Below are 14046 nucleotides of genomic sequence, written 5' to 3' on the forward strand. Positions count from 1 at the left end.
TCAGGCTAAGGTAAAATTTGTGAGTTCTCTTAATTGAGAAATTCGAATTTTCGGCGAATGTTGTCTTCACAGTATAACCAGATTGCTTGGGGTTATATGGTCAAGTGAAGAAGCGCATACGGTGGATGCCTTGGCAGTCAGAGGCGATGAAAGACGTGGTAGCCTGCGAAAAGCTTCGGGGAGTCGGCAAACAGACTTTGATCCGGAGATGTCTGAATGGGGGAACCCAGCCATCATAAGATGGTTATCTTACGCTGAATACATAGGCGTAAGAGGCGAACCAGGGGAACTGAAACATCTAAGTACCCTGAGGAAAAGAAATCAACCGAGATTCCCTTAGTAGTGGCGAGCGAACGGGGACTAGCCCTTAAGTGGCTTTGAGATTAGCGGAACGCTCTGGAAAGTGCGGCCATAGTGGGTGATAGCCCTGTACGCGAAAATCTCTTAGTCATGAAATCGAGTAGGACGGAGCACGAGAAACTTTGTCTGAATATGGGGGGACCATCCTCCAAGGCTAAATACTACTGACTGACCGATAGTGAACTAGTACCGTGAGGGAAAGGCGAAAAGAACCCCGGAGAGGGGAGTGAAATAGATCCTGAAACCGTATGCGTACAAGCAGTGGGAGCCCACTTTGTTGGGTGACTGCGTACCTTTTGTATAATGGGTCAGCGACTTATTTTCAGTGGCGAGCTTAACCGAATAGGGGAGGCGTAGCGAAAGCGAGTCTTAATAGGGCGTCTAGTCGCTGGGAATAGACCCGAAACCGGGCGATCTATCCATGGGCAGGTTGAAGGTTGGGTAACACTAACTGGAGGACCGAACCGACTACCGTTGAAAAGTTAGCGGATGACCTGTGGATCGGAGTGAAAGGCTAATCAAGCTCGGAGATAGCTGGTTCTCCTCGAAAGCTATTTAGGTAGCGCCTCATGTATCACTGTAGGGGGTAGAGCACTGTTTCGGCTAGGGGGTCATCCCGACTTACCAAACCGATGCAAACTCCGAATACCTACAAGTGCCGAGCATGGGAGACACACGGCGGGTGCTAACGTCCGTCGTGAAAAGGGAAACAACCCAGACCGTCAGCTAAGGTCCCAAAGTTATGGTTAAGTGGGAAACGATGTGGGAAGGCTTAGACAGCTAGGAGGTTGGCTTAGAAGCAGCCACCCTTTAAAGAAAGCGTAATAGCTCACTAGTCGAGTCGGCCTGCGCGGAAGATGTAACGGGGCTCAAACCATACACCGAAGCTACGGGTATCACGTAAGTGATGCGGTAGAGGAGCGTTCTGTAAGCCTGTGAAGGTGAGTTGAGAAGCTTGCTGGAGGTATCAGAAGTGCGAATGCTGACATGAGTAACGACAATGGGTGTGAAAAACACCCACGCCGAAAGACCAAGGTTTCCTGCGCAACGTTAATCGACGCAGGGTTAGTCGGTCCCTAAGGCGAGGCTGAAAAGCGTAGTCGATGGAAAACAGGTTAATATTCCTGTACTTCTGGTTATTGCGATGGAGGGACGGAGAAGGCTAGGCCAGCTTGGCGTTGGTTGTCCAAGTTTAAGGTGGTAGGCTGGAATCTTAGGTAAATCCGGGATTCTAAGGCCGAGAGCTGATGACGAGTCGTCTTTTAGACGACGAAGTGGTTGATGCCATGCTTCCAAGAAAAGCTTCTAAGCTTCAGGTAACCAGGAACCGTACCCCAAACCGACACAGGTGGTTGGGTAGAGAATACCAAGGCGCTTGAGAGAACTCGGGTGAAGGAACTAGGCAAAATGGCACCGTAACTTCGGGAGAAGGTGCGCCGGTGAGGGTGAAGGACTTGCTCCGTAAGCTCATGCCGGTCGAAGATACCAGGCCGCTGCGACTGTTTATTAAAAACACAGCACTCTGCAAACACGAAAGTGGACGTATAGGGTGTGACGCCTGCCCGGTGCCGGAAGGTTAATTGATGGGGTTAGCTAACGCGAAGCTCTTGATCGAAGCCCCGGTAAACGGCGGCCGTAACTATAACGGTCCTAAGGTAGCGAAATTCCTTGTCGGGTAAGTTCCGACCTGCACGAATGGCGTAACGATGGCGGCGCTGTCTCCACCCGAGACTCAGTGAAATTGAAATCGCTGTGAAGATGCAGTGTATCCGCGGCTAGACGGAAAGACCCCGTGAACCTTTACTATAGCTTTGCACTGGACTTTGAATTTGCTTGTGTAGGATAGGTGGGAGGCTTTGAAGCGTGGACGCCAGTCTGCGTGGAGCCAACCTTGAAATACCACCCTGGCAACTTTGAGGTTCTAACTCAGGTCCGTTATCCGGATCGAGGACAGTGTATGGTGGGTAGTTTGACTGGGGCGGTCTCCTCCTAAAGAGTAACGGAGGAGTACGAAGGTGCGCTCAGACCGGTCGGAAATCGGTCGTAGAGTATAAAGGCAAAAGCGCGCTTGACTGCGAGACAGACACGTCGAGCAGGTACGAAAGTAGGTCTTAGTGATCCGGTGGTTCTGTATGGAAGGGCCATCGCTCAACGGATAAAAGGTACTCCGGGGATAACAGGCTGATACCGCCCAAGAGTTCATATCGACGGCGGTGTTTGGCACCTCGATGTCGGCTCATCACATCCTGGGGCTGAAGCCGGTCCCAAGGGTATGGCTGTTCGCCATTTAAAGTGGTACGCGAGCTGGGTTTAGAACGTCGTGAGACAGTTCGGTCCCTATCTGCCGTGGACGTTTGAGATTTGAGAGGGGCTGCTCCTAGTACGAGAGGACCGGAGTGGACGAACCTCTGGTGTTCCGGTTGTCACGCCAGTGGCATTGCCGGGTAGCTATGTTCGGAATAGATAACCGCTGAAAGCATCTAAGCGGGAAACTAGCCTCAAGATGAGATCTCACTGGAACCTTGAGTTCCCTGAAGGGCCGTCGAAGACTACGACGTTGATAGGTTGGGTGTGTAAGCGCTGTGAGGCGTTGAGCTAACCAATACTAATTGCCCGTGAGGCTTGACCATATAACACCCAAGCAATTTGACTACTCTAACGAGCATCAGATTGCGGTGTGTGAAGACGAGATGAACCGAAAGTTCGACGCTCACAAAACACCGACAGCTATCACATACCCAATTTGCTGAAGCGAGGCCATGTGGTCACGACTCAGTACCCGAATTTCTTGACGACCATAGAGCATTGGAACCACCTGATCCCATCCCGAACTCAGTAGTGAAACGATGCATCGCCGATGGTAGTGTGGGGTTTCCCCATGTGAGAGTAGGTCATCGTCAAGATTAAATTCCAAAACCCCTGTTTGCTAACGCAAACAGGGGTTTTGTTTTGGGCGCTCGAAAAGCAACTCTTCAGCCGCCGCCCCATCGCTCGCTTACTACCGCACCTTCGCTTTCCTGGATGAAATAACCCTCCGTTGAGGCAAATCGATACAAAGTGTTTCTGCATTTTTGGTATGGTGCAGCACATTTTCACAAGGATTGATCTTTATCCGCAGGATGCGGCGTCGACCTTTTTCAACGAGATGCTGTAGAAATGCCTGAACCGATACCCATCAAGGACCACGAAAAAGAACACCGTCTGGTCAACAAACGTTTGCTTGCCTGCGCACTCCTGGTGATCGGTATCACCTGCGCACTGGTGGGCCGGATGTACTTCCTGCAGGTCGTGCAATACGACTATCACTCCACCATTTCCGAAAACAACCGCGTCCACGTGCTGCCCATCACCCCCACGCGCGGCTTGATCTATGACCGCAACGGCGTGGTCCTGGCCGACAACCGGCCCAGCTACAACCTGACCATCACCCGCGAGCGCACCACCGACCTCAAGGGTGAGTTGGACGCGATCGTCAGCTTGTTACACCTGCCCGCCGAAGATCGCGCTGTGTTCGACAAAGCGCTCAAACAGGCCCGCCATCCGTTTGTTCCCGTCACGCTGTTCTACGAGCTGACCGAAGAGCAGATCGCCGTCCTGGCCGTCAACGAGTTCCGCCTACCGGGTGTAGACGTTGAGCCCCAGTTCGTTCGCCACTACCCATTGGGTGCACACTTCGCTCACTCCATTGGCTATGTCGGAAGAATCAACGAGAAAGAGTCCAAAGCCCTCGATTCAGTGGAATACCGCGGCACCCAATCGATCGGCAAAACCGGCATCGAACGCTTCTACGAATCGGAACTGCATGGTCATGTCGGTTATGAAGAAGTCGAAACCAACGCTCAGGGGCGGGTGTTGCGGGTGCTCAAGCACACGGACCCTATCCCCGGTAAAAACATTGTCTTGAGTCTCGACGTCAAGCTCCAGGAAGCCGCCGAAGAGGCCCTGGGTGATCGTCGTGGTTCGGTGGTTGCCCTGGACCCGCAAACCGGTGAGGTGCTGGCCATGGTCAGCAAGCCGAGTTTCGACCCGAACCTGTTCGTCACCGGCATCAGCTTCAAGGAATATGCCGCGCTGCATGATTCCATCGACCGCCCGCTGTTCAACCGCGTGCTGCGCGGGCTGTATGCGCCAGGCTCGACCATCAAGCCCGAAGTGGCCATCGCAGGTCTCGACAGCGGTGTGGTCACACCACAAACCCGCGTGTTCGATCCAGGGTACTACCAGCTGCCGGACTTCGATCACAAATACCGCAACTGGAACCACAGCGGCGACGGCTGGGTAGATATGGACGCCGCCATCATGCGCTCCAATGACACCTACTTCTATGACCTGGCCCACAAACTCGGCATCGATCGCCTGCATGATTACCTGGCCGAATTCGGCCTGGGTCAGAAGGTGTCCCTGGACATGTTCGAAGAGTCCGCCGGGCTGATGCCTTCCCAGGCCTGGAAACGCGCCACACGCCGCCAGCCCTGGTTCCCCGGCGAAACCGTGATCCTGGGCATCGGCCAGGGTTATATGCAGGTCACCCCGCTGCAGCTGGCCCAGGCGACTGCGCTGATCGCCAACAAAGGCGTATGGAACCGGCCGCACCTGGCCAAGACCATCAACGGCGTGCCACCGGTGGATGAGAACCCGATGCCCAACGTAGTCCTCAAGGACCCGCGTGACTGGGAACAGGTCAACCACGGCATGCAACTGGTCATGCACGACCCACGCGGTATCGCCCGCGCGGCCGCGCAAGGTGCCCAATACCGAATCGCCGGCAAAAGCGGCACCGCGCAAGTGGTGGCGATCAAGCAGGGCGAGCGTTACAACCGCAACAAGACGCTGGAGCGTCATCGCGATAACGCCTTGTTTGTCGGCTTCGCGCCAGCCGAACATCCTAAGATCGTGATCTCAGTGATGATCGAAAACGGTGAGGCCGGTGGCCGAGTAGCGGGCCCGGTGGTGCGGCAGATCATGGATGCCTGGCTGCTCGACCAGGAGGGTCATTTGAAGCCGCAATATGCGACGCCGGCCAAAGCGCCTGGCGACCCGCGCGTCTGACTCAGACTTTCCATTCGCCCCAGCGCTCTACGCCGTCATCAACAAGCCAGGGCACATCATGGCTTGTCCAGATATGGGCGGTGGGCCTGATGCCCGGATCATCGTCCAGCGTCGCCACCCGCACGATTATGTGGGGTTGGTGCGCGCGTTCGGCGATCAGATGGGAGCCGCAGCGCGAGCAGAAATGGCGCTGCTTGCCCGGTGATGACTCGAACGACGACAGCAATTCTTCACCGTGAGTCCAGCGAAAGTGTTCGCGCATCACGCCGGCCGTGGCGACAAACGCGACCGCGTGCGCCTTGCGACAACTGTTGCAGTGGCAGTGACTGATGGGCATGTCCAGGCGGTCCACCTGGTAGCCCACACCTTTGCAAAAGCAACTTCCTTTCAAGCGTTCAGTCATAACCTATGACCAGGTCAAGGATGGGGACATCATCATCGCGCATAACCAAAAGTTGCGCATTGGTCGATGTCGCCTAGTGTTCAATGGAGGAGGTGACTTATGCACGTATTGGATCGGATCGAACGAAAAGTCCTGCTCAACGCATCACGTAAACAGGTGTGGGAAGCGCTCACCCATGCTGAGCGATTTGGTGATTGGTTCGGTATTGCCCTCAAGGGAAAAACCTTTGTGACCGGCGAAACCCTTGAAGCGCAGATCACCTACCCAGGCTACGAACATGTGGTGTGGAAGGCCAGGATCGAACGCATCCTGCCGCAAACGCTGTTTTCTTTCTGGTGGCATCCCTTTGCGGTAGATAAAGATATCGACTACGACAAGGAGGAACCGACGCTGGTGGAATTCACCCTTGAGGATCGCGCCCCGGGCATTCTGCTGCGGGTGGTGGAATCGGGTTTCGACAACGTCCCCCAGGCTCGACGCCAGAAAGCGTTCAAGATGAACTCCCGGGGCTGGGATGAGCAAATGGGTAACATCGAAAACTATCTGAACAGCGCCAGGCGCGCCTGACGCGAACGGGCATCAACGCTGATGCCCATCGTCAACCGCCGTGTTGTTAGAAATCAATCGTCGCCGACAATTTTGCTACCCGCGGGTCGCCCTGGCTCAGGAAGCCACCTTGGGCCGATTCCCAGTATTTCTCGTTGGCGACGTTCTCCATCGTAGCGCCCAGTGTTACCTCACGTTGAGCCAGCGCGAAGGTGTAGCGCGCACCCAGGTCGAAACGGTTCCACGCGGGCAGGCTCAGGTTGTTCGCCGCGTCGGCATACTGGCCGCCCGTGCGCAGCATGCGCCCATTGAGGGTCACGCCTTGCAGGCCGGGCACGTCCCAATCCACACCGGCGTTGAGCTGGAACGAAGGGACGCCGATGGCGCGGTTGCCGTCGTTGGCACCGTTGAGGGTGCCCTTGAGTTCGGTCTTCATCAGCGTCACCCCCCCAAGCAAGCGCAGGCCACTTACCGGTTCGCCGAACACGTTCAGTTCGACGCCTTTGTTGATCTGCTGGCCTTCGCGCACATAGCGCGCCGTAGTTGCATCGATGACTTGCGCATAACCCGCACCTGGCTGCTCGATACGGTACACGCCGAGGGTGGCGCCATAGGTGCCCATGTCGACCTTGACGCCCGCTTCGATCTGCTTGGAGCGCGCCGGTGCATAGGCTTGCCCGCCACCGATGATCGTCCGGTCACCGGATTTGAGCGGCGAGGTGGGGCCCTGGGCCAGGCCTTCGATGCGGTTGGCGTATAGCGACACGTGCTCCCACGGCTTGAACACAATGCCGTAGACCGGCGTGGTGATCGATTCGTCGTAGTTGGCCGTGCGTGTGCCGCTCATGTAGTTGTAGCCTTGCACCACCATTTGCTGGCGGCGTGCACCCAATGTCACCAACAGACGGTCATCGAACAAACCAAGTGTGTCGGACACTGCAGCGCTGCGCACGAACGTCTTGGCGGTGATGGTCGGGTCGCTGAAGTCGGTGCCGGGGGTATTGCGCGGCGTGTTGAGCGTGGGTGGGGCGCCGGTCACAGGGTTGTAGAGGTTGGTTGCCGCCGGTGAACCGTTGAACACATAGGCGTTGCGCGCCTGGGTCCAGATGCCGGCCAGGCCGACGTTGAGTCGGTGGCTGACGGCGCCGGTCTGGAACTTGCCGTTCAAGCCGGCCATCAGGCTGGCGTTGTCTTCTTCGTGGGCAATGGTCGAGCGGCTGGAGGTGGCATTGCCGAGGTTATCGGTCAGGGTAATCGAGGAATACCGGCCCATTTCCCGGCTGTGTTTGGCACCGCCTGCGGCGTAAGCGGTCCAGTTTTCATTCAGGTCGTATTCGGCGCGCAGCATGCCCAGGGTGTCCTCCAGGTTGGTGCTGCTCCAGCGGGGCGCATAGTTGGTATCCGCCGAAGGCGCATCCGGGACGCGGGTCGCGCTGCCCAGGAACACGGAGTTGCGTCCGCCATTGATACGCTGCTTCTGATACACGAAATCACCCGACAGGCGCAGTGCATCGCCACGGTAATCGAGGCCGGCCGCGAAAAGTTTCGAGCGCTGGTTTTCGTCGTCAATACCGGTGTCGCCTTCGCGCTGTGACAGGTTGACCCGCGCGCCAAAACGGTGGTCTTCACCAAAGCGCTGCCCGATATCCAGATGCTCGCCCACCCGGCCATCGCTGCTGATGTCCGTGCTGAAGCGGCGCAGCGGCACGTCACCGGCGCGCTTGGGTTGCAGGTTCACACCGCCGCCGATCCCCGAGCCGCCCGGCGTCACGCCATTGATGAACGCGTTGGGGCCCTTGAACACTTCCACACGTTCCAGCGCGTCAGTGGACATAATCTGGCGTGGCAGGATGCCGTACAAACCGTTATAGGAAATATCGTCGCCATTCAACGGCAAACCGCGAATCATGAAAGTCTGGGCCTGGTTCGCATACCCTGACGCCTGGCGCACGGACGCGTCATTGAGCAGCACATCGCCGACCGTTTCCGCCTGCTGGTCGCGAATCAATTGCTCGGTGTAGGAGGCCATGCTGAACGGCACGTCCATGATGTCCTGATTGCCCAGCACGCCCAGTTGCCCGCCACGGGCAACCTGCCCACCGGCGTACACCGCAGGCAACGCCTCGGGCGCGGGGGCCTGGGCATCGATGCGCGTGGCGTCCAGTTGCAGGGTGTTGCTCGTATCGGCCTGCGCGGCAGCGCTAAGGGCGCAGCAAAGGGCAAGCACGGTAGGGCGAAAGGGCACAGCGAGGCGGCTACACAGAGGCATGGTCAATCCGGACGGTGAACCGTCAATGATGAGGAAGGGGGCAACACGGTGCGCTTCCTCACTGCGCGAATACGACTCCGGCGCGAATGATAGTAATTGTTATTCATATTCCGCAACAGATTTGTGAGATGACAGTTAACCTGCCGCCTTGACCGGATGCCGAGTAGAATCACGCCCTGAAAGCAATTGCCGAGGTGCGGTACGGTGGATTTACAGCAGGGTTTTGTCCTGACCCGGCATTGGCGCGACACTCCGGCGGGTACGCAGGTCAGCTTCTGGCTGGCGACCGACCAGGGGCCTCGGTGCATTCGCCTACCCATGCAGACCTCGGTGATGTTCATCCCCGAGATCCATCGCAAGCCGCTGGGCTGGCTGCTCAAGGACGAGCGCGACATTGAGTTGCGCGCTTTGCAGTTGTGCGATTTCCATCATCGACCGGTCCTGGGTCTCTACGCCCGGCAGCACCGCCAACTGATGGACATCGAAAAGCGCCTGCGCAGCGCCGGGGTCGATGTCTATGAAGGCGACGTGCGGCCGCCCGAGCGCTACATGATGGAACGCTTTATCACCGCCCCGGTGTGGTTCGGCGGCACTGCGGATGCGGACGGCACCCTGCTCGACGCGCAGATGAAGCCCGCTCCCGACTACCGTCCGCCGTTGAAGCTGGTGTCCCTGGACATCGAAACCACCGCCCAGGGCGATCTCTATTCCATCGCCCTCGAAGGCTGCGGCGAGCGCCAGGTGTACATGCTCGGTCCGCCCAACAAGCACGACACGGTGGATTTCAAGCTCGACTATTGCGACACCCGCGCCCAACTGCTCGAACGTCTCAACCAATGGCTGGCCACCCATGATCCGGATGCGATCATCGGCTGGAACGTGGTGCAATTCGACCTGCGCGTACTGCACGAACATGCCCAGCGCCTGAACGTGCCGCTGCTGCTCGGGCGCGGCGGTGAAGCCATGACCTGGCGCGAACACGGCAGCCGCAATCACTACTTCGCCGCGGCCGCAGGCAGGCTGATCATCGACGGCATCGAAGCCCTGCGCTCGGCCACCTGGAGCTTCGAGTCGTTCAGCCTGGAGAACGTCGCGCAAACCCTGCTCGGCGAAGGCAAGGACATCTCCACGCCTTACCAGCGCATGGACGAAATCAACCGCATGTTCGCCGAGGACAAGCCTGCCCTGGCGCGCTACAACCTCAAGGACTGCGAGTTGGTCACGCGGATTTTCGAGAAGACCGGCCTGCTCGAGTTCCTGCTCGAACGCGCCAGCGTCACCGGCCTGCCCGCCGACCGCAATGGCGGTTCCGTCGCGGCGTTTACCCACCTCTACATGCCGTTGATGCACCGCCAGGGCTTCGTCGCACCGAACCTCGGCGACAAGCCGCCCCAGGCCAGTCCCGGCGGCTTTGTCATGGATTCACGCCCGGGCCTCTACGAGTCGGTGCTGGTGCTGGACTACAAAAGCCTCTACCCGTCGATCATCCGCAGTTTCCTGATCGACCCGGTGGGCTTGATCGAAGGCCTCAGGCATCCCGACGACAGCGACTCGGTGGAAGGCTTTCGCGGTGCGCGTTTTTCCCGCACCCGGCATTGCCTGCCGGCCATCGTCACGCGGGTTTCCGAAGGCCGCGAAGTGGCCAAGCGCGAACACAATGCACCGTTGTCCCAGGCCCTGAAGATCATCATGAATGCCTTCTACGGGGTGCTCGGTTCCAGCGGCTGCCGGTTCTTCGATACGCGGCTGGCGTCGTCGATCACCATGCGCGGGCACCAGATCATGCGCCAGACGCGGGAATTGGTTGAGGCCCAGGGCTATGAGGTGATCTACGGCGACACCGATTCCACCTTCGTCTGGCTTGGCAGCGCCCATTCCAACGAGGACGCCAGTCGTATCGGCCAGGCGCTGGTGCAGCACGTCAACGACTGGTGGCGCAGCCATCTGCACACCGAGTACGGCCTGCAAAGCGCCCTCGAGCTGCAATACGAAACCCATTTCAGCCGCTTCCTGATGCCGACCATTCGCGGCGCGGAGGAGGGCAGCAAGAAGCGCTACGCCGGCCTGGTAGTACGCGGCGATGGCAGCGAAGAGATGGTTTACAAAGGGCTGGAGACCGTGCGCAGTGACTGGTCGCCCCTGGCGCGGCAATTCCAGCAGGAGCTCTACCGGCGCATCTTCCATCGCCAGCCCCATCAGGAGTATGTCCGCGAGTATGTACGTCGCACCTTGAGCGGCGAGCTCGACGACCTGCTGATCTACCGCAAGCGTCTGCGCCGAGCGCTGCATGACTACGAACGCAACGTCCCGCCCCACGTGCGCGCCGCCCGCCTGGCCGATGAATACAACGACCGCCTCGGGCGCCCGCGCCAGTACCAGCGCGGCGGCTGGATCAGCTATGTGATCAGCGTCAACGGCCCCGAGCCTTTGGAAGTGCGGCAAGCGCCGATCGACTACGATCATTACGTGACCCGGCAATTGCAGCCCGTGGCGGACGCGATCCTGCCGTTCGTGAACGATGATTTTGGCACTCTGGTGGGTGGTCAGATGGGCCTGTTCTAGGCGGATCGCCGCAACACCCGTTACTCAGGAGAAACGTCCATGTACACACTCTATGGCACCGACGAGTCCGGTTCCTGCATGATCGAAATCGCCCTGCAACGCTGCGCCGTGCCGTGGCATCGCGTGGAGGCCAGTTCCTGGCAGGACAGCGAGGGCAGCGAAGCCCTTGCGCGCATCAATCCCCTGAAACAGATCCCCACCCTGGTCACCCCCGATGGGCAGGTGCTGACCGAAAGCGCCGCCATCCTGATCCACCTGGGCCTCGAGTATCCCAAGGCCGACCTGCTGGTCGGCAACCGCGCGCAGATTCTGCGCGGCCTGTTGTATATCGCCGCCAATTGCTATTCGGCCATCGGCATCATCGACTACCCGCAACGCTGGCTGGGCAACGTGGATCAGGCCCTGCAAGCGCAACTGACCACCGGCACGCGGCGCTATCTGCATCAAGCCTGGGTGGTGTTCGCCGATCAGTTTGCCGACCAGTTGTTTACCCCCGACAACGTCCCCAACGCGTTGGGCATCATGGCGGCGGCGGTGTCGCGCTGGGATGAGGCGCGTGAAGCGCTGCACAATCTGGCCCCAGGTTTTGCCCATACCCTGGAACGGGTGGACGCCGACCCGCTTGTGGCGCCTGTATTCGCCCGGCATTGGCCGGATTGGAAGGTCTCGTAATCAGAGGAAACAATCACCTCACCGCCCTGCAAACCCTTGCGTAGCGTACGCCCTGACCTATGCTTCTCAACGTGGCGTAGGAATCATCCTTGAATTTGACTGTCGCAGACATGAAACTCAAGAACCCTGCATGGAATTCAAAGGAGGTGCGCATGCTCATCCGGTCGCTGACCCTGGCTACCTTGATGGCTTTTACGGGGCCGTTGTTGGCTGCCGATGATAATCCGCTCAAGCTGGAGCTGGGCAAAACCCGCCCTCTGGTCGTGGTGGAACTCGATGCCGGTAACCCGACGTTGGCCACGCTCGAGAAACAACTGAAAGAGCCTGCCACCAGGCAGTCCTTCGAAGAACGCAGCATGGTGCTGTACACCGTGAAGTTCGGCAGCATCGGCGCCGAAGGCGAGAAGTTCGCCAAGGACCCCAAGGACAGCAAAAAGCTCACACCGCCTGAGACCAATGCACTGATCCGCGCACTCAAGCTTGGGGTTGGCAGCGGCACCAAGGTGATCCTGGTGGGCAAGGACGGGGACAAGAAACTCGAGAAGAACGTGCCACCGGATACGCTCGATCTGAAAGAGTTTTTCAGTACCATCGACCAGATGCCGATGGCCGAAAAAGAAGCGGCTGCCGCACCGGAACCTGCACCGGTCGAACCCGCGCCAGCGAAGGGCGCGAAACCGGCCAAGCCGGGCAGCAAGCCCGCGCCGCAACAGCTGGACGACTGAGCATACACCGCCGTCTGTAGGAGCGAGCTTGCTCGCGAAAAACGTCAACGATAACGCGTGCTTTCTGAATGAGCGCGGTGCCTGTGAGTTTTTCGCGAGCAAGCTCGCTCCTACATCAGTCCTGCTTAAGGTTTAGCCGCTTTACGCAGCGGAAACGGAAAGTAGAAAAACCGCAGGAATGCCACGCGCTTGATCACTTCCCCGATCAGCAACGACACCACAACCGCCACCACAAAGCCCACACACGCCGCCAGGAACGGTTGCAGGCCCAGACGCTCCATCAGGTCGAAGGTCTTGTGCTGGATCTCGCCGTGGAAGATCAGCACGATCAAGGTGGATTGGCCGATGTAGGTCATCATCCGGGTCAGCAGGGTCGACACCATCAACACCCGCGCCAGCGCCCAGCACAGGTACACGCCGATCACCGCCAGCAGGCTGGTCCACAACCAGTGGTCGTAGCGGCGCTGCGCCAGGTCCATGGTGTCGTGGCTGTAGAGGAACACCGCGGCGAACAGCGCCACCGCAATCAGCAGGGTCAACAGCGAACTCTCATGCCGGCGCAGCCAATCGCGCAGCAGGTAGCCGTAGATGAAGTAGGTGCTGCTGATCAGTGTGACGTCGAGGCTGAAGGGCAGGCCGGGCATTGTCCAGGTCTGCTCGCCGACGCTGACCGGCACTTGCCAGAACCACGGCAGGATCCAGATCCCGAGCCACAGTTGCGCGCCGGCCAGCAGGCAAGCGCCCGGCAACGGCAGCTTCAGGCGCTGGATCAGGCGCAGCATCAGCCAACTGAACAGGATCGCCACCCAGAAGTGCGGCAAAAACCACAACGCCTGCCACGGGATGGTATCCACCGAGGCGTAAAACACGCCGCCGATGTCCGGCAGCAACGGCTGCCCGCGCAGCACAGCGCGCACGATCACATACGCCAACATGGTGAAGAAGAACGGCTTGAGCAAGCCATCGGCCTTGCGCACCGCCATCTCCACGAACGGCTGCTCGGGCTTGAAGAACACCCCGGACAAAAAGAAGAACAACGGCAGCACGAACGAGGCAATGATCGGGTAGAGCAAATCCACCGAGTTGGCGACAAACCAACTGTGGGCGTACACGATAACCAGGATACCGATGCCTTTGGCGATATCCATTTGAATCCAGCGATGTTTCATTTGAGTCTTCCCGAACGATCATTCACGCCTTGCGCCACGGCTTCAGCCACAGCCCCATACCCAGCAACACCACCGCGCCTGCCAGGGTGCTCAAGCCCAGTTGCAGCCACACGCCTTCGATTCGAAACAACAGCAGCGCCGCCAGCCCCATCAGCAGGGTGCTGATCAGCCAATGCCGGGCCCACGGCAGGGCGCCGAGCAAGGCCTGGCGCTGCATCAGCAGCAGCGCGGTGCACAGCACGCCGGCCAGCGCCGCCAGGGGTATGCCGGCCAAGCCAAACGCAAACGGCA

At 58.9% G+C, this 14046-nt stretch carries 8 protein-coding genes, 2 rRNA genes and 1 pseudogene; 7 read left to right on the plus strand and 4 right to left on the minus strand.

Going from position 1 to position 14046, the window contains the following annotated elements; all coding sequences use genetic code 11:
* Window positions 1–98 precede the first annotated feature (98 nt).
* The 3 genes from BFP96_RS09870 to mrdA all read left to right on the plus strand — a co-directional run bounded on the left by BFP96_RS09870 (window position 99) and on the right by mrdA (window position 5409).
* Window positions 99–2990, plus strand: a 23S ribosomal RNA gene (locus BFP96_RS09870).
* A gap of 157 nt (window positions 2991–3147) precedes the next feature.
* Window positions 3148–3263, plus strand: a 5S ribosomal RNA gene (rrf, locus tag BFP96_RS09875).
* Window positions 3264–3516: 253 nt separating this feature from the next.
* On the plus strand, window positions 3517–5409 hold the full coding sequence (gene mrdA / locus BFP96_RS09880; protein WP_065884393.1) for a penicillin-binding protein 2: 1893 nt from the start codon (window positions 3517–3519) through the stop codon (window positions 5407–5409).
* A 1-nt stretch (window position 5410) separates the two neighbouring features.
* On the opposite strand, the gene BFP96_RS09885 is transcribed toward mrdA, so the two are convergent.
* On the minus strand, window positions 5411–5812 hold the full coding sequence (locus BFP96_RS09885) for a GFA family protein (RefSeq protein ID WP_065936112.1): 402 nt from the start codon (window positions 5810–5812) through the stop codon (window positions 5411–5413).
* A gap of 99 nt (window positions 5813–5911) precedes the next feature.
* On the opposite strand from BFP96_RS09885, the gene BFP96_RS09890 reads away from it, so the two are divergent.
* Window positions 5912–6379, plus strand: a complete 468-nt coding sequence (locus BFP96_RS09890; protein ID WP_065884391.1) for an SRPBCC family protein — start codon at window positions 5912–5914, stop codon at window positions 6377–6379.
* 46 nt (window positions 6380–6425) lie between these two features.
* Here the strand turns inward: BFP96_RS09890 and BFP96_RS09895 are convergent, their stop codons facing one another.
* Window positions 6426–8627: a TonB-dependent receptor gene (locus BFP96_RS09895; RefSeq protein WP_065936113.1), complete on the minus strand. Its 2202-nt coding sequence runs from the start codon at window positions 8625–8627 to the stop codon at window positions 6426–6428.
* A gap of 204 nt (window positions 8628–8831) precedes the next feature.
* On the opposite strand from BFP96_RS09895, the gene BFP96_RS09900 reads away from it, so the two are divergent.
* The 3 genes from BFP96_RS09900 to BFP96_RS09910 all read left to right on the plus strand — a co-directional run bounded on the left by BFP96_RS09900 (window position 8832) and on the right by BFP96_RS09910 (window position 12586).
* Entirely contained in the window at window positions 8832–11189 is a 2358-nt protein-coding gene (locus tag BFP96_RS09900; RefSeq protein ID WP_065936114.1) for a DNA polymerase II, read from the plus strand.
* Between the two features lie 39 nt (window positions 11190–11228).
* Window positions 11229–11861 (plus strand): glutathione S-transferase N-terminal domain-containing protein, encoded by a 633-nt coding sequence (locus tag BFP96_RS09905; RefSeq protein WP_065936115.1) that lies wholly within the window; start codon window positions 11229–11231, stop codon window positions 11859–11861.
* A 152-nt stretch (window positions 11862–12013) separates the two neighbouring features.
* A complete protein-coding gene (locus BFP96_RS09910; protein ID WP_065936116.1) occupies window positions 12014–12586 on the plus strand; it encodes a DUF4174 domain-containing protein in 573 nt (190 codons plus the stop codon).
* Between the two features lie 125 nt (window positions 12587–12711).
* Here BFP96_RS09910 and BFP96_RS09915 read toward each other — a convergent pair whose 3' ends face one another.
* Window positions 12712–13755, minus strand: coding sequence for an acyltransferase family protein (locus BFP96_RS09915; RefSeq protein ID WP_065936117.1), 1044 nt, complete (start codon window positions 13753–13755; stop codon window positions 12712–12714).
* 22 nt (window positions 13756–13777) lie between these two features.
* Window positions 13778–14046: pseudogene (locus BFP96_RS09920) on the minus strand (murein biosynthesis integral membrane protein MurJ); the annotation flags it as partial.

The sequence above is a fragment of the Pseudomonas sp. 34 E 7 genome (genome assembly GCF_900005715.1).
GTDB lineage: Bacteria > Pseudomonadota > Gammaproteobacteria > Pseudomonadales > Pseudomonadaceae > Aquipseudomonas > Aquipseudomonas orientalis_A.

Bases quoted from the DNA above. Each gene is read 5' to 3' on its own strand.
- mrdA (WP_065884393.1), top strand. From the start codon at position 3,517: ATGCCTGAACCGATACCCATCAAGGACCACGAAAAAGAACACCGTCTG.
- BFP96_RS09910 (WP_065936116.1), top strand. From the start codon at position 12,014: ATGCTCATCCGGTCGCTGACCCTGGCTACCTTGATGGCTTTTACGGGG.
- BFP96_RS09915 (WP_065936117.1), bottom strand. From the start codon at position 13,755: ATGAAACATCGCTGGATTCAAATGGATATCGCCAAAGGCATCGGTATC.
- BFP96_RS09885 (WP_065936112.1), bottom strand. From the start codon at position 5,812: ATGACTGAACGCTTGAAAGGAAGTTGCTTTTGCAAAGGTGTGGGCTAC.
- BFP96_RS09895 (WP_065936113.1), bottom strand. From the start codon at position 8,627: ATGCCTCTGTGTAGCCGCCTCGCTGTGCCCTTTCGCCCTACCGTGCTT.
- BFP96_RS09890 (WP_065884391.1), top strand. From the start codon at position 5,912: ATGCACGTATTGGATCGGATCGAACGAAAAGTCCTGCTCAACGCATCA.
- BFP96_RS09905 (WP_065936115.1), top strand. From the start codon at position 11,229: ATGTACACACTCTATGGCACCGACGAGTCCGGTTCCTGCATGATCGAA.